This window comes from Janthinobacterium violaceinigrum, assembly GCF_009208555.1.
GTDB classification, from domain to species: Bacteria; Pseudomonadota; Gammaproteobacteria; order Burkholderiales; family Burkholderiaceae_D; genus Janthinobacterium; species Janthinobacterium violaceinigrum.
This window is the reverse complement of record NZ_WFLI01000007.1, coordinates 181,321-208,295: the sequence shown is the minus strand read 5'-3', so window position 1 is coordinate 208,295 and position 26,975 is coordinate 181,321. Positions and strand designations below refer to the sequence as shown.

Below are 26,975 nucleotides of genomic sequence, written 5' to 3'. Positions count from 1 at the left end.
TCGCCATGCGCCGTTCCCAGACTCCCCCTCCGCCCCGCTCGCCAGCCTCCGCCAGCCACAGCGATTTCGCCACCATCAAGACCTTGCTGCCGTATCTATGGGTCTACAAATGGCGGGTGCTGCTGGCGCTGCTATGCCTGGTGGGCGCCAAGCTGGCCAATGTGGGCGTGCCCCTGATCCTGAAAAAACTCGTCGATGCCATGACCATCACGGCGGCCCATCCGCAAGCGCTGCTGGTGCTGCCCGTGGGCTTGCTGGTGGCATATGGCTTGCTGCGCCTGTCGACCACCCTGTTTACGGAATTGCGCGAATTCCTGTTCGCCCGGGTCACGCAGCGGGCCGTGCGCACCATCGCCCTGCAAGTGTTCCGCCACCTGCATGCCTTGTCCCTGCGTTTCCACTTGAACCGGCAAACGGGCGGCATGACGCGCGATATCGAACGGGGCACGCGCAGCGTAGGCTCGCTCATTTCCTACACCCTGTTCAACATCTTGCCGACGCTGGTGGAAATCACCCTCGTGCTCGGCTATCTGGTCTTGCATTACGACATCTGGTTCACCGTCATCACGGCAGTGGCGCTGGTGTCCTACATCGCGTTTACCGTGCTGGTGACGAACTGGCGCACGCATTTCCGCCGTACCATGAACGACCTCGATTCGAAGGCAAATACCAAGGCCATCGATTCGCTGATCAACTATGAAACCGTGAAATATTTCGGCAACGAGGATTACGAGGCGAAGCGCTACGACGAGGGCTTGCAGCGCTATGAATCGGCCGCCGTGAAATCGCAGACGTCCTTGTCCCTGCTCAATACGGGCCAGTCCTTGATCATCGCCACGGCCGTCACCTTGATCCTGTGGCGCGCCACGGTGGGCGTGATCGCCGGCACGATGACCCTGGGCGACCTGGTGCTGGTGAACGCCTTCATGATCCAGTTGTACATACCCCTCAATTTTTTAGGGGTCATTTACCGCGAAATCAAGCAAAGCCTGGCCGACATGGAGCGTTTGTTTTCCTTGCTGAACGAGAACCGCGAAATCGCCGATACGCCGGAAGCAGAACCGCTCGTCACGCGGGGCGCTGCCGTACGCTTTGCGCACGTGGATTTCAGCTATGAAGCCAAGCGGCAAATCCTGTTCGACGTGGATTTCCAGATTCCGGCCGGCACCACGACGGCCGTGGTAGGCCATAGCGGATCGGGCAAGTCGACCTTGTCGCGTTTGCTGTTCCGTTTCTATGAAGTCGATGGCGGCGGCATCACCATCGATGGCCAGGACTTGCGCGCCATCACACAGGATTCCCTGCGCGCGGCCATCGGCATCGTGCCGCAGGATACGGTGCTGTTCAACGACACCATCGAGTACAACATCGCCTACGGCAAGCCGGGCGCCAGCAAGGACGCCATCGTGGCGGCGGCGAAAGCGGCGTCGATCCATGATTTTATTGAAAGCTTGCCAGATGGCTACAATTCCATGGTGGGCGAGCGGGGCTTGAAGCTGTCGGGCGGCGAAAAGCAGCGCGTGGCCATCGCCCGCACCTTGCTGAAGGACCCGGCCATCCTGATCTTCGATGAGGCCACATCGGCGCTCGATTCGAAGGCCGAGCAGGCGATCCAGTCGCAATTGAAAGAGATCGCCAAAAACCGCACCACCCTGGTTATTGCCCACCGGCTGTCGACGGTGGCCGACGCCCAGCAAATCCTGGTGCTCGACCATGGGCGTATCGTCGAGCGGGGCACGCATCTGCAATTGCTGGCAGCGGACGGCCTGTACGCGCAGATGTGGCAACGCCAGCAGGCAAATCTGGACGATGAGGGGGAAGAGGACGAGGCGCTGGCGGGCCTGGCGCCAGCAAAATAAATCGGGAATGGGAAATCAGTAGGAAAAATGCTACAGCCGCGCCCCTTCAGGCGCGCGTATAGCGCCTATTTGATGGCAATCGCAGAAAACGGCTAGTCCAGCGCTGAAAATGAAATAAAATTAATTCCATTGGTGGCGTCTGCACCACAGTTGTTTCGTTCGGAGTACATCCGGTTTGTCCGCCCAGGAGAATTTATGAAATTGACCAAAATCTTCGCCACGCTGCTCAGCGTTGGCGTCATCAGCAGCATGTCGCCAGTCCAGGCCCAGGAATTGACCGGCACCTTGGCCAAGATCAAGAAAGCCGGTTCCGTCACCCTCGGTGTGCGCGACGGCTCCGTTCCCTTCTCCTATCTCGATGACAAGCAGCAATACCAGGGCTATTCGATCGACCTGTGCATGAAAGTCGTCACGGCCCTGCAAAAGCATCTGGGCATGAGCGAACTGAAAGTGGTGATGAGCCCCGTTACCTCGGCCAACCGCATCCCGCTGATGGCCAACGGCACCATCGACCTCGAATGCGGCTCGACGACGAACAACCTGGAACGCCAGCAGCAGGTGGCATTCGCGCCCACCATGTTTGTCATCGGTAACCGCGTGCTGTCGAAGAAAACCTCGAACATCAAGACCCTGGAAGACTTGCGCGGCAAGACCCTGGTCGCCACGGCAGGCACGTCGACCATCAAGCAGATGACGATTCTGAACAAGGAAAAGAACCTGGGCATGACGATTGCCGTCGGCAAGGATCACCCTGAATCGTTCCTGATGCTGGAAACGGGCCGCGCGGTGGCCGAAGCCAACGACGATATCCTGCTGGCCTCGCAAGTGGCCAATTCGAAAAACCCGAACGACTACGAAATCACCAAGGAAGCGCTGTCCGTCGAGCCCTACGGCATCATGCTGCGCAAGGGCGACCCTGCCTTCAAGAAAGTGGTCGACGAAGCCCTGATCCGCCTGTACAAGAGCGAAGACATCAACCGCATCTACGCGAAATGGTTTACTTCGCCTATCCCGCCGAAAAACATCAACCTGAAATTCCCCATGCCGCCGCAGCTGAAGGCCGTGTTCATGAATCCGACCGACTCGGGCGACCCGGCTGCGTATGCGGCCGTTCCCGAAGCGCAGAAGACATCGGACAAACGGAAAAAGTAAAGACTGCGTAAAAAACCGGGGGGCGCAAGCCTCCCGTTTCATTTGCGGGGGGCCGCGCCTTGTGAGCTGCATCGGAAGGATGATCATGAATTACAACTGGAATTGGCGCATTTTCTGGGAGATGTCTCCCGATGGCGTGGGCACGTATATGGACACCCTGTGGTCCGGCCTCGTCTGGACCCTGGCCACGGCCGGCACGGCCTGGATCATGGCCCTGATCCTGGGTCTGGTGATCGGCACCGTCCGCACCTTGCCGAATAAATGGCTGGTCGGCGTGGCCAATGCGTATGTTGAACTGTTCCGCAACGTGCCGCTGCTGGTGCAGATGTTCCTCTGGTATTTCGTCATGCCGGAATTGCTGCCGCCGGACCTGGGCGCCTGGGTCAAGTCGCTGCCGAACGCGCCGTTCGTCACGGCCGTGCTGTGCCTGGGATTCTTTACCTCTTCGCGCGTGGCCGTGCAAGTGACGACGGGTATCGAAGCGCTGCCGCGCGGGCAGAAACTGGCCGGCACGGCGCTGGGCCTGACCCTGCCGCAAACCTACCGTTTCATCTTGCTGCCGATGGCCGCGCGCGTCATCATGCCGCCGCTGACCAGCGAATTTTTGAACATCATCAAGAACAGTTCCGTGGCGCTGACCATCGGCCTGATCGAATTGACGGCCAGCGCGCGCGCCATCCAGGAGTTTTCCTTCCAGGTGTTCGAAGCGTTTTCCGCCGCCACCATCATCTACGTCGTCGTCAACCTGCTGGTCGTGGTGCTGATGCACCTGATCGAGAAAAAGGTCGCCATCCCCGGCTTCATCGTCGCCGGCGCCAAGACGGGAGGACACTGACATGTTCGGTAATTTCGACTTCGACGTCATCTCCCGCTCGTGGGTCTACCTGTTCCAGACCGGCATGGTGTTTACCCTGAAACTGACGGCCCTGGCCATGGTGGGCGGCATCGTGCTGGGCACCCTGCTGGCGCTGATGCGCCTGTCCGGCAACCGCATCGTCTCTGGCGTGGCGTCGAGCTACGTCAACCTGATACGCTCGATCCCGCTGGTGCTGGTGATCTTCTGGTTCTACTTCCTCGTGCCGTACATCGCCGCCTGGGTCATCGGCGCGAACGAACCCGTGAAAGTGGGCGCGTTTTCTTCCGCGCTGATCACCTTCATCATGTTCGAGGCGGCCTACTATTGCGAGATCATGCGCAGCGGCATACAGTCGATTCCCCGCGGCCAGGTGTGGGCGGGCCAGGCGCTGGGCATGAATTACCGGCAGACGATGGGCAGCATCGTGCTGCCGCAGGCGTTCCGCAACATGATCCCCGTGCTGCTGACGCAAACCATCGTGCTGTTCCAGGACGTGTCGCTCGTGTACGTGCTGTCGATCCCCGATTTCGTCGGCGCCGCCTCGAAGATCGCGCAGCGCGACGGCCGCCTGGTGGAGATGTACGTGTTTGTCGCCGTCGTGTATTTCGTGCTGTGCTATGCCTTGTCGTTCCTGGTAAAGCGCCTGCAGAAACGCGTCGCCATCATTCGCTAACCGAAAAGAAAGAATAAGATGATTGAACTCAATAACGTCAGCAAATGGTATGGCCAGTTCCAGGTACTGACCGATTGCACCACCAAGGTTTCCAAGGGCGATGTGATGGTCATTTGCGGCCCGTCCGGCTCCGGCAAGTCGACCTTGATCAAGACCGTCAACGGCCTCGAGCCGATCCAGCAGGGACAGATCATCGTCGACGGCATCACCGTCAATGACCCGAAGACGAATCTGTCGAAACTGCGCGCGCGCATCGGCATGGTGTTCCAGAATTTCGAGCTGTTCCCGCACCTGTCCATCCGCGAAAACCTGACCATCGGCCAGATCAAGGTGCTGGGCCGCAGCGCGGACGAAGCCAATGCCAAGGGCTTGAAATACCTGGACCGCGTGGGCCTGCTGTCGCAGCAGGATAAATTCCCCGGGCAGCTGTCGGGCGGCCAGCAGCAGCGCGTGGCGATCGCCCGCGCGCTGTCGATGGACCCGATCGCCATGCTGTTCGACGAGCCGACATCGGCGCTCGATCCGGAAATGATCAATGAGGTGCTCGACGTGATGGTGGGCCTGGCGCAGGAAGGCATGACGATGATGGTCGTCACCCATGAAATGGGCTTTGCCAAGCGCGTGGCCAACCGCATCGTCTTCATGGACCAGGGCAAGATCATCGAGGATTGCAGCAAGGATGACTTCTTCAACACGACGCGCTCGGACCGGGCGCGCGATTTCCTCGCCAAGATCATCCATTAAATTTCCATCACTTTGAAGTAGAGTACCAATGCCTGTCATGAAAAAAATAGCCGGCGCGATGCTGGCGCTGGGCTTGCTCGCCCAAGCCCACGCGGCGGACAAGATCGCCGTCGACATCGTCCTGCGCGACGCCACCCTGATCGATGTTGCCGGCGGCCGTGCCGTCAAGGGACAATCCGTACTGCTCAAGGGCGACAGTATCGTCGCCGTCGTCGACGACGCGCAGCTGCGCAACTACGCGCCGAAGCAGACCATCCGCCTGCCCGGCAAATACCTGATGCCGGGCCTGTGGGACACGCACGTGCACTTTGGCGGCGGCCCCGAGCTGATCGACGAGAACAAGCAGCTGCTGCCCCTGTACCTGGCGCATGGCATCACCACGGTGCGCGACTGCTCGGGCGACTTGCCCGACACGGTGCTGGCATGGCGCCAGCAGATCAACGCGGGGCAGCTGGAAGGCCCGACGATCTTTACGTCCGGCGCGAAGCTCGAAGGCATCAAGCCGCTGTGGAAAGGCACCATCGAAGTGGGCACGCCGCAGGAAGTCACGCGCGCGCTCGACAGCCTGCAGGCGCAGCGAGTGGACTTCGTGAAGATCACGGAAAACACCCTGAAGCCGGAGCTGTACCTGGAAGCGCTGCACCAGGCGCGCGAACGGGGCATGCGCACCTCGGGTCATATCCCCGTGCAGCTGACCCTGGAGCAGATGGCCGATGCGGGCCTGGGCACCATCGAACACCAGTCCTACCTGCTGCGCGCCACCACGCCGCGCGAACAGGAGCTGACGGCCAAGGTGGCTGCCGGTACCCTGACCGGCCGCGAAGCCATGCGCGAGAGCCTGCAAAGCTACGACGAGCCGACGGCGCGCAAGGCCTTCAGTTACCTGGCCGCGCGCGGCACGGCCATCGTGCCGACCCTGTGGGGTTCGCGCGTGACGGCTTACCTGGACCGCGAAGACCACACGCACGATCCGGCCCTGCAATACATCGGCAAGGGTTTGCGCGCCACCTACGACTGGCGCGTGCAGCGCGCTGCCAAGGATGGTCCGGAAGCCATCGCCCAGCGCCACGCGCAGTTTGAAAAGTCGGCGCAGCTGCTGCCGATCCTGCAGCAGCAGGGCGTGAGCATCATCGCCGGCACGGACGCGGGATTCCTGAATTCCTTCGACTATCCAGGCCAGGCCCTGCACGATGAAATCGGCCTGTACGTGCAGTATGGCCTGACGCCGCAGCAAGCCTTGCAGTCGGCCGTCATCAACGGTCCCCGCTTCCTGGGCAAGCTGGATCGCTACGGCAGCGTGGCGGCGGGCAAGGCGGCCGATCTGCTGGTGCTCGATGCGAACCCGCTGCAGGACATCGGCGCCACGCGCCAGATCCGCCTGGTGGTCAGCCGCGGCCACGTGTATGACCGCGCCGCGCTGGACCGGATGCTGGCCGATATCCGCGCCTGGGTGGCGAAGCAGGAGGCGCCTCAGGCCAAATCCTGATTCGCGTGTACTCCTGATATTGAAAACGGCCGGCGCATACCGGCCGTTTTGCCGTCTGCCAGCCCCCGTGCTTGGCGTGCCGCAAACGATCTCCAGTCAATCCGCCGTACGCTGATTCCTTGCCAGCCAATTCTTCCGATTTATACTAATAAAGGTATAATCCATGAAGACCGTCCAGAAACCGGCAAAGCCCCATAAGCCGCTGGTGTGGGTCGCTTCCGCCAAGAAAGAGTTAATGGCCTTGCCTGTGGACATACGTTCGTTCTTTGGCCATGCGCTGGATCTGGCGCAGCGCGGTGACCGTCATGACAGCGCCAAGGTATTGCACGGCTTCGGTTGCGCGGGCGTGCTGGAAATCGTCGAGGACGATGCGGGTGGCACTTACCGTGCCGTCTACACGGTGAAGTTCGAGGAGGCGGTGTTCGTGCTGCACTGCTTTCAAAAGAAGAGCAAGAGCGGTATCGCGACGCCGAAGCGGGATATGGATCTGGTGCGCGCCCGCCTTCACAGTGCACAACAATGGATAGAGGAGTTACGCCATGAAAAAACGCATCGCCGATGAGGTAGAGTTTGAACTGTCCAGCGGTAACGTCTTTGCCGACCTGGGCCTGCCTGGCGCCGACAAGCTGCAAATCAAGTCCGGTCTGGTTGGCGAAATCCGTCATGCCATGCGCAAGCTGGAGCTGACGCAGGACGAAGCGGCGCAGCGCATGGGAATCGCGCAGCCGAAAGTGTCGGGCATGCTGCGTGGCGATTTTTCCGGCCTGTCCGAGCGCAAACTGATGGATTGCCTGAACCGCCTCGGTTACGACATCGAGATCCGCGTCAGGCCGAGCGCCGACGCCATCGGACACCTGAAACTGGCTGTCGCCTGAGCATTCCCCACAGGCTTGCCCGGCCGGTGCTGTAGTCCCGCGGCTGGTAAAATGGCGCTATTCGCAATGACCGCCTGAGAGCAGCCGCCATGTCCACACTCGATCACACCCAGACCGCCGTTCCATCCTCCATCACCATCACCCGTCCAGACGACTGGCATTTGCACCTGCGCGACGGCGCCGTCATGGCCAGCGTGTTGCCGCACAGCGCGCGCCAGTTCGGCCGCGCCATTGTCATGCCGAACCTGAAACCGCCCGTTACCACCACGGCCGATGCTGCCGCCTACCGCGAGCGCATCCTGGCGGCCGTGCCGGAAGGCGTGAATTTCGATCCGCTGATGGTGCTGTACCTGACGAACAACACTTCGCCCGACGAAATCCGCCGCGCGCAGGACAGCGGCATCGTGCAGGCCGTCAAACTGTATCCGGCCGGCGCCACGACGAATTCCGACCTGGGCGTGACGGATTTGAAGAACTGCTACAAGGTCCTCGAAGTGATGCAGGAAGTGGGCATGCCCTTCCTCGTGCACGGTGAAGTGACGGATCCGGAAATCGACATTTTCGACCGCGAAGCCGTGTTCATCGAGCGCGTGATGCGTCCGCTGCGCAGCGCCTTCCCGGCCCTGTCGGTCGTGTTCGAGCACATCACCACCAAGGATGCGGCGCAGTACGTGGCCGAAGCGGAAGGCCCGATCGCCGCCACCATCACGGCGCATCATCTGCTGTACAACCGCAACGAGATTTTCAAGGGCGGCATCCGCCCCCATTACTACTGCCTGCCCATCCTCAAGCGCGAAGAGCACCGCCTGGCGCTGATGACGGCGGCCGCCAGCGGCGACGAGCGCTTCTTCCTCGGCACCGACTCGGCGCCGCACGCGCAAGGCGCCAAGGAAATGGCCTGCGGCTGCGCCGGTTGCTACACGGCCCTGCATGCGATGGAAATGTATGCGGAAGCGTTCGAACGGGCCGGCGCACTCGACAAGCTGGAAGCGTTCGCCAGCTTCCATGGCCCGGCCTTCTACGGCGTGCCGCGCAACACGGACACCATCACCCTGAAGCGCGAAAGCTGGACCTTGCCGGCGTCGCTGCCGCTGGGCGACAGCCATGTGATTCCGCTCAACGCGGGCGAGCAGATCAACTGGAAAATGGTGTAATCGCTCCATGCTGCCATCGATAGACTGGACCCGCCCCTGGTTTGCCACGGTGCTGCCGGCGCGACGGCAGCTGGATCTGCAGCGCGACACGGTGATCGCCGCGCTCAACGGGCAGGCGCGGGCGCTGGACTTGCGCAATCCATCCGGCCTGCCGCTGGCCTTCGTGCCGCAAGCAGACCTGCCCGAAGGCGTAGCCTATGAAGAGTTCATCGGCGCGACGGGCGGCGTGCCCACGCGCGACAATCTGCACGATTTTTTCAACGCGCTCGTGTGGCTTACCTTCCCCCGCATCAAGCGGCAGCTGAACGCGCTGCAGGCGGCGCAGATCGCCCTGTCCGGCGTGGGCAAGTCGCGCGGCCCCGCGCGCGACGGCGCGACGATCTTTGACGAAAACTCCGCCCTGCTGGTGCTGCGCGACTGCGACGCGGGGCGCGCGCTGGAAGCGGCTTTGCGCGGGCATGACTGGCGCAGCGCATTCATTGCGCAGCGCGATAAATTTGGCGCGGGCGGCGACGCCGACGTCTGGCTGTTCGGCCACGCGCTGATGGAAAAACTGGTGGCGCCGCGCAAGGCCATCACGGCGCACACGCGCGTGATCTTCGCCGGCGACGCCTACTTTGCGCTCGACGGCGCGGCGCGGCGCGCCTGGCTCGACGAACGGGTGGCGCAGGACCTGGCGCAGCAGGGCCTTACCACGGCGGACTTCACGCCGCTGCCTGTGCTCGGTTTGCCCGGCTGGTGCGCAGACCAGGACGACGATTTTTACAACGACGCGGCGGTGTTCCGCCCGAAGCGCAAGGCAGCTGGCGCAGAAAGAGAGCAATAGCATGGAAAATACCGTCCGCTGGGGCATCCTCGGCACCGGCAAGATCGCCCGCGCGATGGCCAATGGCTTGCGCGATGCGCCCGGCGCGCAGCTGGTGGCGGTCGCTTCGCGCAGTGCTGCCGGCGCGCAGGCCTTCGGCGCCGAATTCGGCATCGAGCGTTGCCATGGTTCCTACCAGGCGCTGGCCGATGACCCCGGCGTGGACGTGATCTACATCGCCACGCCGCACACCCTGCATGCGGAAAATGCCCTGCTGTGCCTGGCCGCCGGCAAGCATGTCGTGTGCGAAAAACCGTTCACCATGAACGCGCGCGAAGCGCAGGCCGTTGCCGACCTGGCGCGCGATAAAAAGCTGTTCCTGATGGAAGCCATGTGGAGCCGTTTCCTGCCGGCCGTGCAGGAAGCCAGGCGCATCATCGCCAGCGGCGAAATCGGCGTGCTGCAGCAGGTGCAGGCCGATATCGGCTTTGTCGCCAATTTCCCGCCCGAGCACCGCATGTTCAATCCGGAACTCGGCGGCGGTGCGCTGCTCGACGTGGGCATCTATCCGCTGTCGATGGCCGCCTTCTTCCTCGGCCCCGTATCGCAGGTGCAGGCGCTGGCCGAGATGGGCGCCACCGGCGTCGATGAACAGGTCGTGTTTTCGCTGCTGCACACGGGCGGCGGCACCTCGTCCTGCGCCTGCAGCCTGCGCGCGCAAACGCCGACGGAAATGACCATTTCCGGCAGCCTGGGGCGGATTCGCCTGCCCAACCGTTTTTACAAACCCGACCACCTGATCGTCGAAACGCTGGATGGCGGGCGCCGCGTGGTCGCCGCGCCCCACCTGGGCAACGGCTATGCGCACGAGGCGATCGAGGCGATGCGCTGCATCCGTGCCGGCTTGCTGGAAAGCCCCGTCATGCCGCACGCCGACAGCGTGGCGCTGATGCACAACCTTGACACCATGCGTGGCCAGATCGGCCTCGTTTATCCAGCCGATCAGGCGTGAACAGGAATCCCATGACATTGCACCCATCGCGTCCCAGCCTGAAAACCGTCCTGATCGCCAGCGGCGTCGTGCTGACCCTGGCGATGGGCGTGCGCCATGGGCTGGGTTTCTGGATGCAGCCGATCTCGCAAGCCAATGGCTGGACGCGCGAAACGTATTCGCTGGCGCTGGCCATGCAAAACCTGATGTGGGGCGTCTTCGGCCCGTTCGCCGGCATGGCGGCCGACCGCTTCGGCACCATGCGCGTCGTCATCGTCGGCGCCATCAGCTACATGGCGGGCCTCGTGTGGATGGCGCTCGTGACGCAGCCGACGCTGTTCATCGTCGGTTCCGGCATCTTCATCGGGCTGGCGCTGGCCTGCACGGCCTTTGGCGCCATCAGTGGCATCATCGGCCGCAGCGCACCGCCCGAGCAGCGCTCGTGGGCCTTCGGCATCTCGTCGGCGGCCGGTTCGTTCGGCCAGTTCCTGATGATGCCGGTCGAGCAGCAGCTCATTTCCGCCGTGGGCTGGCAAAACGCCTTTTATGTGCTGGCCGCGCTGGTGCTGCTGGCCATGATCCCGATGGCCTTCTACTTGCGCGAGCCGCCCGTGTCGCATGCCAGCGGCCCGCAGCAAAGCGTGGGCGCGGCCTTCGGCGAAGCCATCGCCAGCCGGTCGTTCTGGCTGCTGCTGGCAGGGTATTTTGTCTGCGGCTTCCAGCTGGTCTTCATCGGCGTGCACTTGCCCGCCTACCTGAAGGACCAGGGCCTGATGAATCCGAACATCGCCGTCACGGCGCTGGCGCTGATCGGCCTGTTCAACATCGTCGGCTCCTATTACGCGGGCAAGCTCGGTGGGAAGATCGCCAAGCGCTATCTGCTGTCGGCCATCTACGTGACGCGCGCCGTGGTCATCACCGTGTTCCTGCTGGCACCATTGTCGGCGTGGTCCGTGTACCTGTTCGCTGCCGGCATGGGCGTGCTGTGGCTGTCGACCGTGCCGCTGACGAACGGCATCATCGCCGGCATCTTCGGCGTGAAGCATTTGTCGATGCTGGCCGGGATGGTGTTCTTCTCGCACCAGGTGGGCAGTTTTCTGGGCGCGTGGCTGGGCGGCTATCTGTACGAGCACCAGGGCAGTTACCACATCGTGTGGATGATCACCATCGGCCTGGGCCTGCTTGCCGCGCTGATCAACCTGCCCATCGACGAGCGCGCCGTCAAGCGCGTGGCGGTGGCCGCGTAATGGCCAGCTGGCGCACGTGGCTATGGCGCCTGGCCGGCGCCGCGCTGCTGGCCATCGTCTTCCTGGCCTATCTGCGGCCCGATTTCATGCTCGACCTGGCGAACCGCTTCTGGATGTGCATGTAGCAGGCAGCCGGTTTTTTACACCTTCAAGAATTCCTCTTTCCCGCCCAGCCAGCGGGCCAGGTGGGCTTCCACGGTGACTGCGGCGGCGGCAGTGGTGGCGTGCAGCAGGTCGTGCGCCACGTCGCGCGCCTGGTCGACCAGCCATTGATCCGTTTCCAGGTCGGCGAAGCGCAGCATGGCCTGGCCGGACTGGCGCGCGCCGAGGAATTCGCCGGGGCCGCGGATTTCCAGGTCGCGGCGGGCAATTTCAAAACCGTCCGTCGTTTCGCGCATGGTCATCAGGCGCTGGCGTGCCACGCCGCCCAGCGGACCCTGGTACAGCAGCAGGCAGACGCTGGCCGCCGAGCCGCGTCCCACGCGGCCGCGCAGCTGGTGCAGCTGCGACAAGCCGAAGCGCTCGGCGTGCTCGATCACCATCAGCGAAGCGTTCGGCACGTCGACGCCCACCTCGATGACGGTGGTGGCCACCAGCACGTGGATATGGCCGGCGATGAAGGCGTCCATCACTTCCTGCTTTTCCGCCGGCTTCAGGCGGCCGTGCACGAGGCCCACCTGCAGCGCGGGCAGGGCTTCGGCCAGCATCATGTAGGTGTCGGTGGCCGTTTGCAGCTGCAGCGCTTCCGATTCCTCGATCAGCGGGCAGACCCAGTACACCTGCCGGCCTTCCAGCGCGGCCGCATACACGCGGGCGATGACTTCGTCGCGCCGGTTCTGGTCGATGGCGCGCGTGACGATGGGGCTGCGGCCCGGCGGCAGCTCGTCGATCACCGACACTTCCAGGTCGGCGTAATACGTCATGGCCAGGGTGCGCGGGATCGGTGTGGCCGACATCATCAGCTGGTGCGGCACGGCCGCGCTGTCGCCCTTGTTGCGCAGGGTCAGGCGCTGGCCCACGCCGAAGCGGTGCTGCTCGTCGACGATGACCAGGCCCAGTTTGGCAAACAGCACGTTGTCCTGGATCAGCGCATGCGTGCCGATCACCAGCTGCGCCTCGCCCGATTCGATCAGGGCCAGCGCCGCCGTCTTTTCCTTTTTCTTCAGGCTGCCCGTCAGCCACGCCACCTTCACGCCCAGCGGCTCCATCCAGGCGGCGATCTTGCGGAAGTGCTGCTCGGCCAGGATCTCCGTGGGCGCCATCAGCGCGGCCTGGTAGCCGCTGTCGATGGCTTGCGTTGCCGACAGGGCGGCGACCACCGTCTTGCCGCTGCCGACGTCGCCCTGCAGCAGGCGCTGCATGGGATACGGCTGGCGCAGGTCGGCGCGGATTTCCTCGAGCACGCGCGCCTGCGCACCCGTCAGCTTGAAGGGCAGGGCGGCGCCGAAGGCTTCCGACAGGGTGCCGACGATGGGCAAGGAGGCGGCGCCTTTCGAGCGGCGCGCGCGCTGGGCGCGTTTCAGCGACAGCTGCTGCGCCAGCAGCTCATCGAACTTCATGCGCACCCAGGCCGGGTGCGAGCGGTCCATCAGCGCGCTTTCGTCGATGTCCTGCGGCGGATAGTGCAGCAGGTGCACGGCGGCGCGGAACGGCGACAGTTGCATCTCGCGCAGCAGGTGCTCGGGCAAGGTGTCCTGCCAGTCGATGCGGCGCATGGCGTCGGCAATCTCGCGCCGCAGCACGTGCTGCGACAGGCCTTCGCCCGATGGATACACGGGCGTGAGCGCCGTGGGCAGCGGCGCGCCCTCGTTGACCACCTTGTAGGTCGGGTGCACCATCTCGGCGCCGAAGAATCCGTGTTTGAGTTCGGCGCGCGCGCGCACCCGCGTGCCTTCGGCCAGCTGCTTGACCTGGCTGCCGTAGAAATTCATGAAGCGCAGCAGCAAATTGCCCGTTTCGTCGGCGATCGTCACCAGCAGCTGCTTGCGCGGCTTGAAATTGACTTCGCACTTGGTGACGACCCCCTCGACCTGCCACGACTCGCCGCCGCGCAGGCAGGCGTCGCGGATGGTGTAGACCTTGGTCTCGTCCTCGTAGCGCATCGGCAGGTGCAGCACCAGGTCCATATCCGTGCGCAAGCCCAGTTTGGCCAGCCGGCTTTCCGTGCTGACCACCTTTTTGACCGCTTTCGGCTTCGCGGCGGGCTTGGCTATGGGAGGAAGATCGGGCGTTGGATCGGGCATATGCAAGGTTTTGGTGCCATTAGCGCAGGTTTTTATGCCGCTAGCGTAAAATAGAGGGTTGTCCGGCACACCCTGTGCGTACCGCAGTCATCGCGTGTTGCGGCGGATTATTGTAATGCCTGTATAGGCGCACAGTATAGTGCCAGATGTTCCATTGCGCACTCCTAATCATTTTTGACGTACTTTTGAAGCAAAACGCATGTATTCGCTTTCCGATTTCGATTTTAATTTGCCGCAAGAAAATATTGCGCAAACTCCGTTGGCCGAGCGCAGCGCCTCGCGCCTGTTGCATCTGGACGGCGAGGCCCTGGTCGACCGCCAGTTCGCCGACATCGTCGGGCTGTTGCAAGCGGGCGACCTGCTGGTGATGAACGATACGCGCGTGCTCAAAGCGCGCTTCTTTGGCGTCAAGGAAAGCGGCGGCAAGATCGAGGCCCTCGTCGAGCGCGTGCTGGACGAGCGCACCGTGCTGGCCCAGGTGCGCGCGTCGAAGTCGCCGCCGCCCGGTTGCCGTATCCGCCTGGCCGATGCCTTCGACGTGACGGTCGGCCAGCGCGCCGGCGAATTTTTTACCCTGCACTTCGACGCCGACGTGTTCGAGCTGATCGAGGCGCATGGCCGGCTGCCGCTGCCGTCCTACATCGAGCACGATGCGGACGCATTTGACGAAACGCGCTACCAGACCGTGTTCAACAAGGTGCCTGGCGCCGTGGCGGCACCGACGGCGGGCCTGCATTTCGACCAGGCCCTGCTCGATCAGCTGAAGGCCAAGGGCGTCAACTTTGCCTATGTGACCCTGCACGTGGGCGCCGGCACCTTCCAGCCCGTGCGCACGGAAGTGCTGGCCGAGCACAAGATGCATACCGAGTGGTACACCATGCCGCAGGAAACTGTCGACGCCGTGCGCGCCACGCAACTGGCGGGACGCGACGTGGTGGCCGTCGGCACGACCAGCCTGCGTGCGCTGGAATCGGCGTCGCAAAGCGGCCAGCTGGTGGCGGGCAGCGCCGATACGGCCCTGTTCATCACGCCTGGCTATGCGTTCAAGACGGTGACGCGCCTGATCACCAACTTCCATTTGCCGAAATCGACCCTGCTGATGCTGGTGTCGGCCTTTGCCGGCTATGCGCCGATCCGCAGCGCCTATGCGCATGCGATCGCGCAGAACTACCGTTTCTTCAGCTATGGCGATGCGATGCTGCTCACTACGCAATCGCGCGCGCCGCTTCCGCTGAATCTTACCCATACCGTGAAAGAATAAGAATGCTGGAATTTACCCTCCTCAAGACCGACACGAGCGGCCTGACCAAGGCACGCCGCGGCACCTTGAAACTCAACCACGGTGTCGTGCAGACGCCGATCTTCATGCCAGTGGGCACTTACGGCTCCGTGAAGGCCATGTCGCCGCTGGAACTCAACGAGATCGACGCGCAGATCATCCTGGGCAACACGTTTCACCTGTGGTTGCGTCCTGGCAACACCGTCATGGAAAAATTCGGCGGCTTGCACGGTTTTATGGGCTGGAACAAGCCGATTCTGACCGATTCGGGCGGATTCCAGGTGTTTTCGCTGGGCGCCATGCGCAAGATCACGGAAGAGGGCGTGCATTTCAATTCGCCCATCAACGGCGACAAGCTGTTCCTGTCGCCGGAAGTGTCGATGCAGGTGCAGCGCGTGCTGAACTCCGACATCGTCATGCAGTTCGACGAATGCACGCCGTACGAGATCCAGGGCCGCCCGGCCACCATCGAGGAAGCGGCCAAGTCCATGCGCATGTCCTTGCGCTGGGCGCAGCGCTCGAAGGACGAGTTCCACCGCGGCGAGAACCCGAATGCGCTGTTTGGCATCGTGCAGGGCGGCATGTTTGAAATGCTGCGCGACGAGTCGCTGGCCAAGCTGGAAGAGATCGATTTCCCCGGCATCGCCATCGGCGGCCTGTCCGTCGGCGAGCCGAAGGAAGACATGATGCGCATGCTGGCCCACGTGGGCCCGCGCCTGCCGGCCAACAAGCCCCATTACCTGATGGGCGTGGGCACGCCGGAAGACCTGGTGGCGGGCGTGTCGAACGGCATCGACATGTTCGACTGCGTCATGCCGACGCGTAATGCCCGCAATGGCTGGCTGTTTACCCGTTTTGGCGACATCAAGATCAAGAACGCCAAGTACAAGGAAGACCAGGCGCCGCTGGACGAGACGTGCAGCTGCTACGCCTGCCGCAATTTCTCGCGCGCGTATCTGCACCATTTGCACCGCTCCAAGGAAATCCTGGGTGCGCGCCTGAACACCATCCACAACCTGCATTACTACCTGGACCTGATGCGCCAGATGCGCGAAGCGCTGGACGAAGACCGTTTCCACGCATTTACCTTGCAATTCCATGCGGAACGCGCACGGGGAACTTAAGAAAAGCTTAGCTTGAGCCCTGGCTGCCGCATGGCCCGAAGTTTTGTGTATTGGTGCTTGGACTGGGGCGATAAAGCATTGCATAATGCTTTTTTAGCCCCATTTAAAGTTGCCATGCCTGCAATTCGGGTTATGGCGTATGGCCAATGCTAGAATACAGCGCTATTTTTTCAAACTGATTAGAACTGGAGTCACCGTGTTTTTCATTTCCAACGCTTATGCGCAAGCCCCAACCGACGCCCTGGGCCTCGGCGGCAACCTGACCAGCTTCCTGCCGCTGGTATTGATGTTCGTGGTCATGTATTTCCTGATGATCCGCCCACAGCAAAAACGCGCCAAAGAACAACGGGCGATGATGGACGCGCTGGCCAAGGGTGACGAAGTCGTCACCGCCGGCGGCATGCTGGGCCGCGTTGTCAAGGTAGTGGACGCTTACGTCACTATCGAAGTGGCGACCGGCACCGAAATCACGGTGCAAAAGAGCTCCATTACCACCTTGCTGCCTAAAGGCACCCTGAAGGCGCTGTAATTCCTCGCTGTCATTGCCTTGGCAATGATAGACCGGGGTGGCTATCCGCCGCCCCTCGCGACGCCTCCGACGCTCAACACTGAACGCTGAATCACTATGAATCGCTATCCTGCCTGGAAATACATCATCATCGTCGTCGCCTTATTGCTGGGCGCACTCTATACGGCACCCAATTATTTCGGTGAGTCACCGGCGCTGCAAGTAACCAGCGGCAAGTCGACTGTCAAAGTGACGGGCGAGCTGATGACGCAAGTCGAGCAAATATTGACGAAAGAGAACGTCAAGTCGGAAGGCGTCACCATGGATGGTGTCGGCAACCTGGCCTCCGTGCGCGTGCGTTTTGCCGATCCCGATACCCAGTTCAAGGCAAAACTGGTGCTGGAAAAGGATTTGAATCCCGATTCCACCGATCCCGCGTTCATCGTGACGGTCAACCTGCAAGCCAATACGCCGATGTGGATGCAAAAATTGCATGCCTTGCCCATGTTCCTGGGCCTGGATTTGCGCGGTGGCGTGCACTTCCTGATGCAGGTCGATGCGAAAGCCGTACTGAACAAGAAAGTCCAGGGCGTCCAGTCCGCCTCGCGTAGCGTGTTGCGCGACAAGAATATCCGCCATGCGGGCATCGAGCGCGTGGGCGATAGCGTGCAAATCAACTTCCGCGACGCGGAAACGCGCCTGAAAGCAAAAAATGTCCTGTCCGACCAGATGACGGAACTGGCGTTCGCCGATGCGGGCGAAGGCAGCGATTTGAAACTGAACATCACCCTGAAGCCGGCCGCCCTGAAAGCGACCATCGACGAAGGCGTGAAACAGAATATCTCCACCCTGTCCAAGCGCGTCAATGAGCTGGGCGTGGCCGAGCCGCTGATCCAGCAGCAAGGTCCTGACCGTATCGTGGTGCAACTGCCTGGCGTACAGGACGTGGCCCGCGCGAAAGCCATCATCGGCCGCACGGCTACCCTGGAAGTGCGCCTGGTCGATGAAACCATCGTGCCTGGCACCGAACTGTCGAGCGCCATCCCGTTCAATTCGGAATTGTTCACGGTCGGCAAGGGCGTACCTGTCGTGCTGGCGAAAGACGTGATCCTGACGGGCGACTATATCTCCAGCGCCACGGCCAGCTTCGACCAGAACCAGCAAGCGGCCGTGTCGATCGACCTGAATGGCGACGGCGGCCGCAAGATGCGCGAAGCGACGCGCGAGCGCGTGGGCAAGCGCATGGCCATCGTGCTGTTTGAAAAGGGCAAGCCGGAAGTATTGTCCGTCGCGACCATCCAGCAGGAACTCGGCTCGCGCTTCCAGATCACCGGCATGGGCGGCGCGGAAAACGCGAATGAACTGGCGCTGCTGCTGCGCTCGGGCGCCCTGTCGGCACCGATGACCGTCATCGAAGAACGCACGATCGGACCGCAGCTGGGCGCGGAAAACATCGCCAAGGGCTTCCATTCGACCCTGTATGGCTTCATTGCCATCGCCATCTTCATGATCGCCTACTACATGCTGTTCGGCGCCTTCAGCGTGCTGGCCCTGGCCACCAACCTGCTGCTGCTGGTCGGCCTGCTGTCGATGATTCAGGTGACCTTGACCTTGCCCGGTATCGCCGCTATCGCGCTGGCGCTGGGCATGGCGATTGACGCCAACGTGCTGATCAACGAACGTATCCGCGAAGAGCTGCGCGCCGGCAATACGCCGCAAGCGGCCATCGCCGCCGGCTTCGACCGCGCCTGGGCCACGATTCTTGACTCGAACGTGACCACCCTGATCGTCGGCCTGGCGCTGCTGGCCTTCGGCAGCGGTCCCGTGCGCGGCTTCGCTGTTGTGCATTGCCTGGGTATTCTGACCTCGATGTTCTCCTCCGTCTTCGTGTCGCGCGGCGTGGTCAACCTCTGGTATGGCCGCAAGAAAAAGCTGACGACCCTGTCGATCGGCACGGTATGGGTGCCGGGCACGAGCAAATAAGCCAGGGCTCCGACTTACCGAATAGCGTCAACAGCGATAGCGTCCGGCGGCCCAGCCGCCGGACGCACAGAACAGAACTCAGAGGATTTCATGGAATTTTTCCGGATCAAAAAAGATATTCCCTTCATGCGCCATGCGTTGATTTTCAACGTCATTTCGGCCGTGACCTTCATTGCCGCCGTCTTCTTCCTGTTCCACAAGGGCTTGCACCTGTCCGTGGAGTTCAAGGGCGGCACCGTGCTGGAGGTGAAGTACCCGAAAGCGGCCAACCTAGAAGGCATACGCGGCACCCTGATCAAGATGGGCTACGAAGAGCCGGGCGTGACCAGCTTCGACACGGCGCGCGACGTGATGATCCGCCTGCCGGTGGAAAAGGGCGTGACTGCCGCGAACACTTCGCAGCGCGTGTTTGAAACGCTGTGCAAGGTCGAGCAAGGCACGACCAAGGGCATCGATACCGTTACCGACAAGGGCGAGCACGTCATCAAGACCGCCTGCGTGGACGCTGCCGGCAACGAAGCGCTGGTGCTGCAGAAAGTCGAATTCGTCGGCCCGCAAGTGGGCGACGAATTGACGCAGAACGGCTTGAACGCGCTGGTGATGGTGATTCTGGGCGTGATGGTCTACCTGGCCATCCGCTTCGAGTGGAAATACGCTGTCTCGGCGATTATCGCCAACTTGCATGACGTGGTCATCATCCTGGGTTTCTTCGCCTTCTTCCAGTGGGAATTCTCGCTGACGGTGCTGGCGGCCATCCTGGCGGTGCTGGGCTACTCGGTCAATGAGTCGGTGGTGATCTTTGACCGTATCCGTGAAAACTTCCGCAAGCAGCGCAAGGCTTCCGTGCATGAAGTGATCGACAACGCGATCACCAGCACCATTTCGCGTACCATCATCACCCACGGTTCCACGCAGATGATGGTGCTGTCGATGCTGGTCTTCGGCGGCCAGACCCTGCACCATTTCGCGCTGGCGCTGACCATCGGTATCTGCTTCGGTATTTACTCGTCCGTGTTCGTCGCGGCCTCGATCGCCATGTGGCTGGGCGTCAAGCGCGAAGACTTGATCAAGCCGATCAAGGAAAAAGACGAAACCGACGGCGCCGTGGTGTAAACGCAGGTTTTTGCACAGCGAACCCAGGAACGATCACCCCTCGCGGTGGTCGTTTTTTTTTGTGACGGATGACGATGAAGCGTTTTGTATGGATGGCGGCGATGATGGGCGTGACCGCGCTGGCCGGCGCGGCGGATGTCAGCCGGGCGGCCGGCGACGCCATCGTCGTGCGCGGCGCCATCGCTGACAGCGATGCGGAGAAGGTGCGGCAACTGGCCACGTCGGAAACCGCCATGCTGCGCGTGAATAGCGGCGGTGGCGATCCGCAGGCGGCCATGCAGCTGGGGCGCTACCTGCGCCAGCGGCAGTGGGACCTGGCCGTCGACACCGTCTGCGCGGGCAGTTGCGCGCTGTATGTCTTTCCGGCCGCGCGCCGCAAGCACATCCCTGCCGGCGCCGTGCTGGCGCTGCAGGACACGGCCTTCCTGCGCGCGCAGGCAGGCCCGGAGTACATGCGCCGCAGCCTGGTGGAGGCGGGCGTGCCGGCCGATGAGCTCGAGCGTGAAACGGCGGCGCTGGCGGCGCACCTGGCCGCGTCGGCGGCGGAGGAAGCAGCTTTTGCCGCGGAACTGGGCATTGCCCCCGCCTTTTACCGCGACTTCCGGCAGGTGGCGGCGCAGGCCGACAGCGTGCGCCAGCGCTTTCCCGACCAGGATGCCGCCGTCTACTGGTGGCCCGCCGCGGCCCGCCTGCAGCGCTGCTACGGCATCGCCGGCGTGCAAGAGGGGCCGCGCGCGGCGCGTCTGGCGCCCGACGGCTATCTGTACGTGCCGGCCCTGTCGGCCCTCGTCATGGGCGACCAGGCATTGCAGGACTGTCCATGAGCCGCAGCGGACGCCTGTTCCTGCTGATGGACGCCATGCGCGCCAGGCGCGTGCCCGTCACGGCGGCCCAGCTGGCGCAGCAGCTGGGCGTATCCGAGCGCACGATTTACCGCGATATCCAGACCCTGGCCGAACTGGGCGCGCCCCTGCAGGGCGAGGCCGGCATCGGCTATGTGCTGCGCCGTGGCGCCTTCTTGCCGCCGCTGATGTTCGGTCCCGATGAACTGGAGGCGCTGGTGCTGGGCGCGCGCTGGGTGCGCCGGCAAGGCGATGCGGGCCTGGCGCAGGCGGCCAGCAATGCGCTGGCGAAGATCGCGGCCGCCTCGCCGCGCGACTTGCGCGACAGCATGGCCGACACCAGTCTGTGGGTACCGCTGGGCCGTCCCGCCGATGGCACGCAGCCGGCCGACCTGCATGTGCAGCCCGTGCGCGAGGCGATCCGCTATGAACAGAAAATCACGCTGGGTTACCAGGATGAACACGGCAGCGCCACCTCGCGCACCGTCTGGCCGTTCGCCCTGGCGTTTTTCGAGGGCAAGCGCCTGCTGGCCGCCTGGTGCGAGCTGCGCGGCGATTACCGGCACTTCCGCATCGACCGCATCGCCAGCGTGCAGCGGCACGAGGAGCGCTATCCCACGCGCCGCCACGCCTTGCTCGACACCTGGCGCAAGGCGCATGATATTGATCCGGAATCCTGATAGCTGCTCCTGACAAAAACTGTCAGTGACTGGTTCTACGATGGTGGCTTCTTCACTCACCGGAGTACTCCATCATGCGTCTGTACCACCACCCCATGTCCTCGAACGCCCGCCGTGCCCTGATGACGGCGATCCACCTGGGCTTGCCTCTGGAACTGGCCGAAGTCGACCTGATGAATGCGGATGACCGCCGCCGCCTGGGCGAACTGAATCCGAACGGCAAGGTGCCCGTGCTGGCCGATGGCGCTTTCCTGCTGTGGGAATCGTGCGCCATCATGCAATACCTGGCCGAGCAGGTGCCGGGCCAGACCATCTATCCTTCGGCGCCGCAGGCCCGCGCCGACGTCAACCGCTGGCTGTTCTGGGCGGCGCAGCACTTTGCGCCCGCCATCAGCGTGCTGGCCTGGGAACGCGCATGGAAGGGCATGACGGGCAATGGTCCGGCCGATCCGCTGGAAGAGGCGCGCGGCGAGCACGAGCTGCATGCCTGCGCCGTGGTGCTGGACGCGCATCTGGCGGGACGCAGCTGGCTCAGCGGCGAAGACGTGACCCTGGCCGATTTCGCCGTGGCCGCGCCGCTGATGTACAGCGAAGCGGTGCGGCTGCCGCTGGCGCAGTACCAGCACATCCACGCGTGGTTTGCCCGCGTGCGGCAGTTGCGGGCCTGGCAGGAAACGGAAGTGGAGCTGTTGCCGCAATAATGTGCGCACTAAGTGTGCCAGCGCACGGAGCCGCTGTGGCGCAGCGCATAAGATAGGGCTGTCTCTTTCAGGACATCCCTAGCTTTGGACTTTACCCGCTTTCGAGCGGGTTTTTTTTGTCCGGCGTTTGAAGGGGGGGGGATAATTTAAGGCTTGATAATTTGCTACCTGCTGCGCATATGGGGCCTATCCCACTGCCAGCAGCTACGCCATGTTCATGCCACGCCATCCGCAGCCCCTGTTGAGCACCAGGGCGGTCGCCACGCAAGTCGTCCAGCAACAACAGGGAACGCAGGCCATGGACAAGCATGTGCTGATCGTCGAAACGGTCAAGCCGGCGCCGCCGCCAGTGGCCAACAAGCCGGCAGGCTAGTGCACGAGCACCTTCAGCAGCGACTGCACTTCATCGTCCGATTCTTCCATGATGCTCGACAAGGTCGCATCGTCGCCGATCAGGCAATCGATGCTGCGTGCGGCGCGCGCGGCCCGCACGGCGATGGCGGCCGGACTTTCGTTCAGGGGGGACGAGACGGGCGCCAAGTCGTTTGCCAGCAGCAGGGTGTCGCCCAGCGATTCGGGCGGGATGGCGCGCAAGCCTTCCCACAGCGCATCGATGGCGCCCATCACGGCTTCCGGCACCTTCAGTTTGGTCAGCACGCCATGGCCGATCGCCTGTTCGCCATGTTCGACCCAGTCCTGCGGTTCGCCGTCCAGGATGCCGGGAAATTCGGCCGCGCGCGACAGCAGATAAAAGCCGCCCACTTCATGCATGATGCCCGCAAACAGGGCCGTATCGGGGTCCACCTTGGTGACGCGGCGGGCCAGTACCTGCGACAGGGCCGCCACGTGGGCCGTGTGTTCCCACAGCTGGTTGGCCTTTGCCTGCAGCGCGGGATCGGTGATGGTGCTGCCCAGCTGGCGCACGATCAGCGATGCCACCACCGATTGCAGGGTACGCACGCCGAGCCGTTGCACGGCATTGCGCACGCTGGTGATTTCGTTGCCGGAACGGTTGAACGCCACCGAATTGGCGATGGCCACCGTGCGCGCGGCCAGCAGCGGGTCGGCCTGCACCAGCTTGGCGGCGGCCTCGATATGGCAGTCGGGATCGGCCAGCGCCTCTTGCAGCTTGAGCGAAGCGTCCACATTGGCAGGAAAGGTCAGCTCGCCACGAGCGGCTTGTGCGGCGATGCTTTTAAAGGCGTCGAGTCTGTTCATTGAAAAAATTATACTCGCAATATTTCCGTACGGAACTTTTTAACCGTGATCTTTTCGCAAACAGCCGGGCAAAAGGCAAGCAAAGCCCCGTAAACGGAAAAAGGCATGCCGCTGGATCAGGGGCATGCCTTTTTTAACGATAGCGATCGTCAGGGCGTTGAACAGGAGCCGCCGGCCGCACAGCCCACGGCGCAGCAGGTCCTGCTAAGTGCTCCTACAGCGATTCGCTGAAGATGGCGTCGCAGCCTTCGACCAGTTCGTCGCTGTCTTCCAGTTCATCGGTCAGGCCCAGGTCGAACAATTCTTCGACGGCGTTCATGAAGCTGTTGTGCTTGGTGGCGCCGATCAGGCGGTAGATTTCGCCGTCTTCGTTGCGCACGCCGATGATCAGTTTTTCCTGGCGGACCAACTCCGGCGTGCTGGCGTTGAGCAGCAGGTTGCCGATGATGCTTTTATCGAAATGAGCGGGCTTTTTGCCTTCGAGCAGTGTGGTTTTCAACTTGGTTTCCTTTGTCTTGTTTGAATGTCTGTGCTTGATGAATGGTCAGCTGTGGCCGTTGGCGATGGCGTGTTTCAAGCCTGCCAGGGTGGTTTCCAGGCGCATGAAATCGTCTTCCGTATAGCCGTCAAACAAGCGCTGGCCCTGCTTTGTCAGCTTGGGGAACACGTCATGGAACACCTGTTCGCCCTCGCAGCTCAAGCGCACAAAATAGGAGCGCTTGTCTTTCGTGCAACGTTCGCGTAGCACCAGCCCCTTTTGTTCGAGCCGGTCCACCACGCCCGTCAAGGTGCCCTTGGTAATCAGGGTTTTCTGGCCCAGTTCCTTGTAGGACATGCCGCAGGTGTTGCCGAGCGTGGCAATGATGTCGAATTGCGCATGCGTCAAGCCGTACTGGCGCACGAAGTCGCTAGAAAACCGCTCGAAGCCCTGCATGCATTCGGCCAGCAGCCGGATACTTTTTAAATATCGTTCACCCATAGAGCGTGATTATATCCTTCCGTTCCGCTTTTTTCCGCCGCGTCGGGAGGCGCGGTTGCAACAGGGCTTCGATGGGGCCGAACTCCGGTATCATGTGTGCAACTCAGCCCTTGTCCGTATCCTGCCCCGCCGATGTCTTTCGCAAATCTCTCCCGTATCGGCCTCGATAAACCGTTGCGTTTGCTGCTGGTCCATGCCGGCGATGCCGAGTCGATTACCTGGGCGGGCCTGGTGCAGCCGCTGCGCCTGTGCGCGCGGGCGCTGGGACCGGAAGCCCTGCAACTGGACGTGCGTACGCCCGAGCAGGTGGCTCAGCAGGGCGGCAACTGGCATATCGCGCTGCTGGTGGCCGATGAAACGGAGGCGCCGCTGCGCGCCGAGCTGTGCCGGGCTGTGATCGAGCGCTGCCGTTCGGCGCCGTTCTGGGGCGGCGTGGGCGCGGCCGTGCTGTGGCTGGCCGACGCGGGCGTGATGGATGGCGTGCGCATCGCCTTGCCCTGGGCCCTGTACGCGGATGCGGAGGCCAAGGCCGAGCGGGCCATTCTGACGCCGCACCTGTTCGACATCGACGGCCCCCACATCACCTGCTGCGGCGGCGCGGCCAGCATCGACTTTTCGCTGACCCTGATCGAGACCGTGTTTGGCGCCGACGTGCAGGCGCTCGTCAAGGAAGCGTTGTGCGTGGACAAGGTGCGCGGCAAGGAAGAGCGCCAGCGCGTGGCCCTGCAGGCGCGCTTTGGCGTGCTGCAGCCGAAATTGTCCGAAGCGGTGACCTTGATGGAAGCCAATATCGAAGAACCGCTGTCGACCGATGACATCGCCAGCCTGGTGGGCCTGTCGCGGCGCCAGCTGGAGCGGCTGTTCAAGCAATACCTGGGCAGCCTGCCGTCGCGCTACTACCTGGAGCTGCGCCTGCAGCGCTCGCGGCAACTATTGCTCGATACACATTATTCCATCGTGCAAGTGGGCCTGATGTGCGGCTTTTCCTCCGGTTCCCATTTTTCCACGGCGTTTGGCACTTTATTTGGCAATACCCCCCGTGAAGAGCGGCAGCGCAAGCTGATGCCGCCTGCCTAGCCCCGTGTCAAGGCAGCTGTGATGAATTGTGAAAATCCTTGTCGCAGATTCAAAAGAGTTTTAGCATCCCGCTTTTTATAATGCAGTACACACGTAGCTGTCGTAGCTGCGGAGTACCTAACATATTGATGGGGAAATGCTATGAATGCCAAGCTTGATTCGACCGTAACGGCTCGTCCAGTCACCCGGGAAACCTTTGACCAGGTCCTCGTTCCTACCTACGCCCCTGCAGCCATGGTGCCCGTGCGCGGTTCCGGACTGGATCTGTGGGACCAGGCAGGCAAGCATTACCTCGATTTCACCTCCGGCATCGCCGTCAACAGCCTGGGCCACTGCCATCCGGCCCTGGTCGACGTGCTGACCAAGCAAATCAATAATTTGTGGCATTTGGGCAACGGCTACACCAACGAACCGGTGCTGCGCCTGGCGCTGGCCCTGACGGAAGCGACGTTTGCCGACCGCGCCTTCTTCTGCAACTCGGGCGCGGAAGCCAACGAAGCGGCCCTGAAACTGGCGCGCAAGTATGCGCACACCAGGTTCGGCGCGCACAAGTCGCGCATCATTTCGTGCTTCAGCTCTTTCCACGGCCGCACCCTGTTTACGGTGTCCGTCGGCGGCCAGGCCAAGTACACGGAAGGCTTCGAGCCGCTGCCGCCATCGATCGACCACATCGCCTACAACGACATCGAAGCGGCGCGCGCCGCCATCGGCGATGACGTGTGCGCCGTGATCGTCGAGCCGGTACAAGGCGAAGGCGGCGTGGTGCCCGGCAATCCGGAGTTCCTCAAGGAACTGCGCGCCCTGTGCGACAAGACGGGCGCCCTGTTGATTTTCGACGAAGTCCAGTGCGGCATGGGCCGCACTGGCGCGTTGTTCGCCTACATGGGCTACGGCGTCACGCCGGACATCCTGACGGCCGCCAAGGCGCTGGGCAACGGCTACCCGATCGGCGCCATGCTGACCACCAATGAACTGGCGCAAACCCTGGCCGTCGGCACGCACGGCACCACCTACGGCGGCAACCCGCTGGCCGCCACCGTGGCCCTGACCGTGCTGGAGACGATCAACACGCCGGCCTTCCTGGCCCGCGTCAAGGATGCGAGCGTCAATACCATCGCCATGCTGCAAGGCCTGATCACGGATTATCCGCAAGTATTCTCCGCCGTGCGCGGCAGCGGTTTGCTGCTGGGCCTGGTAGTCAGCGATGCCTGGAAGGGCCGCGCGAAGGACATCCAGAAAGCGGCCGAAGCGCAAGGCTTGATGGTGCTGATCGCCGGTATGGACGTGGTGCGCCTGGCGCCGGCCCTGATCGTCTCGGACGAACAGATTGCCGAAGCGGGCCGCCTGCTGCGCGTGGCCATCGACGGCATGCTGAAAGCCTGAGGC

General features: G+C 62.7%; 28 protein-coding genes. 24 read left to right on the top strand and 4 right to left on the bottom strand.

Annotation, left to right across the window (positions count from 1 at the left end; genetic code table 11):
* Positions 1 to 5: 5 nt before the first annotated feature.
* The 13 genes from GCN75_RS08780 to GCN75_RS29830 all read left to right on the top strand — a co-directional run bounded on the left by GCN75_RS08780 (position 6) and on the right by GCN75_RS29830 (position 11,967).
* Positions 6 to 1,859, top strand: coding sequence for an ABCB family ABC transporter ATP-binding protein/permease (locus tag GCN75_RS08780; protein WP_152282201.1), 1,854 nt, complete (start codon positions 6 to 8; stop codon positions 1,857 to 1,859).
* Between the two features lie 195 nt (positions 1,860 to 2,054).
* A complete protein-coding gene (locus tag GCN75_RS08775) occupies positions 2,055 to 3,011 on the top strand; it encodes an amino acid ABC transporter substrate-binding protein (protein ID WP_152254767.1) in 957 nt (318 codons plus the stop codon).
* A gap of 85 nt (positions 3,012 to 3,096) precedes the next feature.
* The gene (locus GCN75_RS08770) at positions 3,097 to 3,846 is read left to right on the top strand and encodes an amino acid ABC transporter permease (RefSeq protein ID WP_152254768.1); all 750 of its coding nucleotides are present in this window, start codon (positions 3,097 to 3,099) and stop codon (positions 3,844 to 3,846) included.
* A gap of 1 nt (position 3,847) precedes the next feature.
* Positions 3,848 to 4,540, top strand: coding sequence for an amino acid ABC transporter permease (locus GCN75_RS08765; RefSeq protein ID WP_152254769.1), 693 nt, complete (start codon positions 3,848 to 3,850; stop codon positions 4,538 to 4,540).
* 18 nt (positions 4,541 to 4,558) lie between these two features.
* Positions 4,559 to 5,284, top strand: a complete 726-nt coding sequence (locus GCN75_RS08760; protein ID WP_152254770.1) for an amino acid ABC transporter ATP-binding protein — start codon at positions 4,559 to 4,561, stop codon at positions 5,282 to 5,284.
* 37 nt (positions 5,285 to 5,321) lie between these two features.
* Positions 5,322 to 6,770 (top strand): amidohydrolase family protein, encoded by a 1,449-nt coding sequence (locus tag GCN75_RS08755; protein WP_226941202.1) that lies wholly within the window; start codon positions 5,322 to 5,324, stop codon positions 6,768 to 6,770.
* A 163-nt stretch (positions 6,771 to 6,933) separates the two neighbouring features.
* Complete coding sequence (locus tag GCN75_RS08750) at positions 6,934 to 7,332, top strand: type II toxin-antitoxin system RelE/ParE family toxin (RefSeq protein ID WP_152282199.1); 399 nt, start codon at positions 6,934 to 6,936, stop codon at positions 7,330 to 7,332.
* On the top strand, positions 7,310 to 7,645 hold the full coding sequence (locus GCN75_RS08745; RefSeq protein WP_152282198.1) for a helix-turn-helix domain-containing protein: 336 nt from the start codon (positions 7,310 to 7,312) through the stop codon (positions 7,643 to 7,645). The genes GCN75_RS08750 and GCN75_RS08745 overlap by 23 nt, the downstream gene beginning before the upstream one ends.
* Before the next feature lie 89 nt (positions 7,646 to 7,734).
* Positions 7,735 to 8,799, top strand: a complete 1,065-nt coding sequence (gene pyrC / locus GCN75_RS08740) for a dihydroorotase (protein ID WP_152254772.1) — start codon at positions 7,735 to 7,737, stop codon at positions 8,797 to 8,799.
* Positions 8,800 to 8,806: 7 nt separating this feature from the next.
* Entirely contained in the window at positions 8,807 to 9,625 is an 819-nt protein-coding gene (locus GCN75_RS08735) for a DUF3025 domain-containing protein (RefSeq protein WP_152282197.1), read from the top strand.
* 1 nt (position 9,626) lies between these two features.
* A complete protein-coding gene (locus GCN75_RS08730; RefSeq protein ID WP_152282196.1) occupies positions 9,627 to 10,616 on the top strand; it encodes a Gfo/Idh/MocA family protein in 990 nt (329 codons plus the stop codon).
* An 11-nt stretch (positions 10,617 to 10,627) separates the two neighbouring features.
* Positions 10,628 to 11,842 (top strand): MFS transporter, encoded by a 1,215-nt coding sequence (locus tag GCN75_RS08725; RefSeq protein WP_152282195.1) that lies wholly within the window; start codon positions 10,628 to 10,630, stop codon positions 11,840 to 11,842.
* Positions 11,842 to 11,967: a hypothetical protein gene (locus tag GCN75_RS29830; protein ID WP_257620246.1), complete on the top strand. Its 126-nt coding sequence runs from the start codon at positions 11,842 to 11,844 to the stop codon at positions 11,965 to 11,967. Before GCN75_RS08725 ends, GCN75_RS29830 begins: the two co-directional genes overlap by 1 nt.
* Before the next feature lie 15 nt (positions 11,968 to 11,982).
* On the opposite strand, the gene recG is transcribed toward GCN75_RS29830, so the two are convergent.
* Entirely contained in the window at positions 11,983 to 14,085 is a 2,103-nt protein-coding gene (gene recG / locus GCN75_RS08720; protein ID WP_152282194.1) for an ATP-dependent DNA helicase RecG, read from the bottom strand.
* A gap of 199 nt (positions 14,086 to 14,284) precedes the next feature.
* Here recG and queA point away from each other — a divergent pair, with 199 nt between their 5' ends.
* The 9 genes from queA (at position 14,285) to GCN75_RS29135 (ending at position 22,688) form a co-directional block, all read left to right on the top strand.
* Positions 14,285 to 15,346, top strand: a complete 1,062-nt coding sequence (gene queA / locus GCN75_RS08715) for a tRNA preQ1(34) S-adenosylmethionine ribosyltransferase-isomerase QueA (RefSeq protein ID WP_152282193.1) — start codon at positions 14,285 to 14,287, stop codon at positions 15,344 to 15,346.
* A gap of 2 nt (positions 15,347 to 15,348) precedes the next feature.
* A complete protein-coding gene (gene tgt / locus GCN75_RS08710; protein WP_034745502.1) occupies positions 15,349 to 16,488 on the top strand; it encodes a tRNA guanosine(34) transglycosylase Tgt in 1,140 nt (379 codons plus the stop codon).
* 196 nt (positions 16,489 to 16,684) lie between these two features.
* Positions 16,685 to 17,017, top strand: a complete 333-nt coding sequence (gene yajC / locus GCN75_RS08705; RefSeq protein WP_034745505.1) for a preprotein translocase subunit YajC — start codon at positions 16,685 to 16,687, stop codon at positions 17,015 to 17,017.
* A 96-nt stretch (positions 17,018 to 17,113) separates the two neighbouring features.
* On the top strand, positions 17,114 to 18,979 hold the full coding sequence (secD, locus tag GCN75_RS08700; protein WP_152282192.1) for a protein translocase subunit SecD: 1,866 nt from the start codon (positions 17,114 to 17,116) through the stop codon (positions 18,977 to 18,979).
* A gap of 90 nt (positions 18,980 to 19,069) precedes the next feature.
* Entirely contained in the window at positions 19,070 to 20,092 is a 1,023-nt protein-coding gene (gene secF, locus GCN75_RS08695) for a protein translocase subunit SecF (protein ID WP_152282191.1), read from the top strand.
* A gap of 74 nt (positions 20,093 to 20,166) precedes the next feature.
* A complete protein-coding gene (locus GCN75_RS08690) occupies positions 20,167 to 20,916 on the top strand; it encodes a hypothetical protein (RefSeq protein ID WP_152282190.1) in 750 nt (249 codons plus the stop codon).
* Positions 20,913 to 21,614 carry a helix-turn-helix transcriptional regulator gene (locus tag GCN75_RS08685; protein WP_193317423.1) on the top strand — a complete coding sequence of 234 codons (702 nt, stop codon included), beginning with the start codon at positions 20,913 to 20,915 and terminating at the stop codon, positions 21,612 to 21,614. Before GCN75_RS08690 ends, GCN75_RS08685 begins: the two co-directional genes overlap by 4 nt.
* A 74-nt stretch (positions 21,615 to 21,688) precedes the next feature.
* Positions 21,689 to 22,315, top strand: a complete 627-nt coding sequence (locus GCN75_RS08680; RefSeq protein WP_152282189.1) for a glutathione S-transferase family protein — start codon at positions 21,689 to 21,691, stop codon at positions 22,313 to 22,315.
* 211 nt (positions 22,316 to 22,526) lie between these two features.
* Positions 22,527 to 22,688, top strand: coding sequence for a hypothetical protein (locus GCN75_RS29135; RefSeq protein WP_193317422.1), 162 nt, complete (start codon positions 22,527 to 22,529; stop codon positions 22,686 to 22,688).
* On the opposite strand, the gene GCN75_RS08675 is transcribed toward GCN75_RS29135, so the two are convergent.
* The 3 genes from GCN75_RS08675 to GCN75_RS08665 all read right to left on the bottom strand — a co-directional run bounded on the left by GCN75_RS08675 (position 22,685) and on the right by GCN75_RS08665 (position 24,512).
* Entirely contained in the window at positions 22,685 to 23,533 is an 849-nt protein-coding gene (locus tag GCN75_RS08675; RefSeq protein ID WP_152282188.1) for an HDOD domain-containing protein, read from the bottom strand. The two genes, GCN75_RS29135 and GCN75_RS08675, sit on opposite strands and share 4 nt — an antisense overlap.
* Before the next feature lie 214 nt (positions 23,534 to 23,747).
* Positions 23,748 to 24,032 (bottom strand): hypothetical protein, encoded by a 285-nt coding sequence (locus GCN75_RS08670; protein ID WP_152254785.1) that lies wholly within the window; start codon positions 24,030 to 24,032, stop codon positions 23,748 to 23,750.
* Positions 24,033 to 24,077: 45 nt separating this feature from the next.
* Positions 24,078 to 24,512 carry a MarR family winged helix-turn-helix transcriptional regulator gene (locus tag GCN75_RS08665; RefSeq protein WP_193317421.1) on the bottom strand — a complete coding sequence of 145 codons (435 nt, stop codon included), beginning with the start codon at positions 24,510 to 24,512 and terminating at the stop codon, positions 24,078 to 24,080.
* A 132-nt stretch (positions 24,513 to 24,644) separates the two neighbouring features.
* Here GCN75_RS08665 and GCN75_RS08660 point away from each other — a divergent pair, with 132 nt between their 5' ends.
* A complete protein-coding gene (locus GCN75_RS08660) occupies positions 24,645 to 25,589 on the top strand; it encodes a GlxA family transcriptional regulator (protein WP_152282187.1) in 945 nt (314 codons plus the stop codon).
* A 141-nt stretch (positions 25,590 to 25,730) separates the two neighbouring features.
* Positions 25,731 to 26,972, top strand: coding sequence for an acetylornithine/succinylornithine family transaminase (astC, locus tag GCN75_RS08655; RefSeq protein ID WP_152282186.1), 1,242 nt, complete (start codon positions 25,731 to 25,733; stop codon positions 26,970 to 26,972).
* Positions 26,973 to 26,975: the final 3 nt, after the last annotated feature.

What these genes read in the sequence shown, in the direction of transcription:
- GCN75_RS08780 (WP_152282201.1), top strand. Translation starts at nt 6, where the DNA reads ATGCGCCGTTCCCAGACTCCCCCTCCGCCCCGCTCGCCAGCCTCCGCC.
- GCN75_RS08775 (WP_152254767.1), top strand. Translation starts at nt 2,055, where the DNA reads ATGAAATTGACCAAAATCTTCGCCACGCTGCTCAGCGTTGGCGTCATC.
- GCN75_RS08770 (WP_152254768.1), top strand. Translation starts at nt 3,097, where the DNA reads ATGAATTACAACTGGAATTGGCGCATTTTCTGGGAGATGTCTCCCGAT.
- GCN75_RS08765 (WP_152254769.1), top strand. Translation starts at nt 3,848, where the DNA reads ATGTTCGGTAATTTCGACTTCGACGTCATCTCCCGCTCGTGGGTCTAC.
- GCN75_RS08760 (WP_152254770.1), top strand. Translation starts at nt 4,559, where the DNA reads ATGATTGAACTCAATAACGTCAGCAAATGGTATGGCCAGTTCCAGGTA.
- GCN75_RS08755 (WP_226941202.1), top strand. Translation starts at nt 5,322, where the DNA reads ATGAAAAAAATAGCCGGCGCGATGCTGGCGCTGGGCTTGCTCGCCCAA.
- GCN75_RS08750 (WP_152282199.1), top strand. Translation starts at nt 6,934, where the DNA reads ATGAAGACCGTCCAGAAACCGGCAAAGCCCCATAAGCCGCTGGTGTGG.
- GCN75_RS08745 (WP_152282198.1), top strand. Translation starts at nt 7,310, where the DNA reads ATGAAAAAACGCATCGCCGATGAGGTAGAGTTTGAACTGTCCAGCGGT.
- pyrC (WP_152254772.1), top strand. Translation starts at nt 7,735, where the DNA reads ATGTCCACACTCGATCACACCCAGACCGCCGTTCCATCCTCCATCACC.
- GCN75_RS08735 (WP_152282197.1), top strand. Translation starts at nt 8,807, where the DNA reads ATGCTGCCATCGATAGACTGGACCCGCCCCTGGTTTGCCACGGTGCTG.
- GCN75_RS08730 (WP_152282196.1), top strand. Translation starts at nt 9,627, where the DNA reads ATGGAAAATACCGTCCGCTGGGGCATCCTCGGCACCGGCAAGATCGCC.
- GCN75_RS08725 (WP_152282195.1), top strand. Translation starts at nt 10,628, where the DNA reads ATGACATTGCACCCATCGCGTCCCAGCCTGAAAACCGTCCTGATCGCC.
- GCN75_RS29830 (WP_257620246.1), top strand. Translation starts at nt 11,842, where the DNA reads ATGGCCAGCTGGCGCACGTGGCTATGGCGCCTGGCCGGCGCCGCGCTG.
- recG (WP_152282194.1), bottom strand. Translation starts at nt 14,085, where the DNA reads ATGCCCGATCCAACGCCCGATCTTCCTCCCATAGCCAAGCCCGCCGCG.
- queA (WP_152282193.1), top strand. Translation starts at nt 14,285, where the DNA reads ATGTATTCGCTTTCCGATTTCGATTTTAATTTGCCGCAAGAAAATATT.
- tgt (WP_034745502.1), top strand. Translation starts at nt 15,349, where the DNA reads ATGCTGGAATTTACCCTCCTCAAGACCGACACGAGCGGCCTGACCAAG.
- secD (WP_152282192.1), top strand. Translation starts at nt 17,114, where the DNA reads ATGAATCGCTATCCTGCCTGGAAATACATCATCATCGTCGTCGCCTTA.
- secF (WP_152282191.1), top strand. Translation starts at nt 19,070, where the DNA reads ATGGAATTTTTCCGGATCAAAAAAGATATTCCCTTCATGCGCCATGCG.
- GCN75_RS08690 (WP_152282190.1), top strand. Translation starts at nt 20,167, where the DNA reads ATGAAGCGTTTTGTATGGATGGCGGCGATGATGGGCGTGACCGCGCTG.
- GCN75_RS08685 (WP_193317423.1), top strand. Translation starts at nt 20,913, where the DNA reads ATGAGCCGCAGCGGACGCCTGTTCCTGCTGATGGACGCCATGCGCGCC.
- GCN75_RS08680 (WP_152282189.1), top strand. Translation starts at nt 21,689, where the DNA reads ATGCGTCTGTACCACCACCCCATGTCCTCGAACGCCCGCCGTGCCCTG.
- GCN75_RS29135 (WP_193317422.1), top strand. Translation starts at nt 22,527, where the DNA reads ATGTTCATGCCACGCCATCCGCAGCCCCTGTTGAGCACCAGGGCGGTC.
- GCN75_RS08675 (WP_152282188.1), bottom strand. Translation starts at nt 23,533, where the DNA reads ATGAACAGACTCGACGCCTTTAAAAGCATCGCCGCACAAGCCGCTCGT.
- GCN75_RS08665 (WP_193317421.1), bottom strand. Translation starts at nt 24,512, where the DNA reads ATGGGTGAACGATATTTAAAAAGTATCCGGCTGCTGGCCGAATGCATG.
- GCN75_RS08660 (WP_152282187.1), top strand. Translation starts at nt 24,645, where the DNA reads ATGTCTTTCGCAAATCTCTCCCGTATCGGCCTCGATAAACCGTTGCGT.
- astC (WP_152282186.1), top strand. Translation starts at nt 25,731, where the DNA reads ATGAATGCCAAGCTTGATTCGACCGTAACGGCTCGTCCAGTCACCCGG.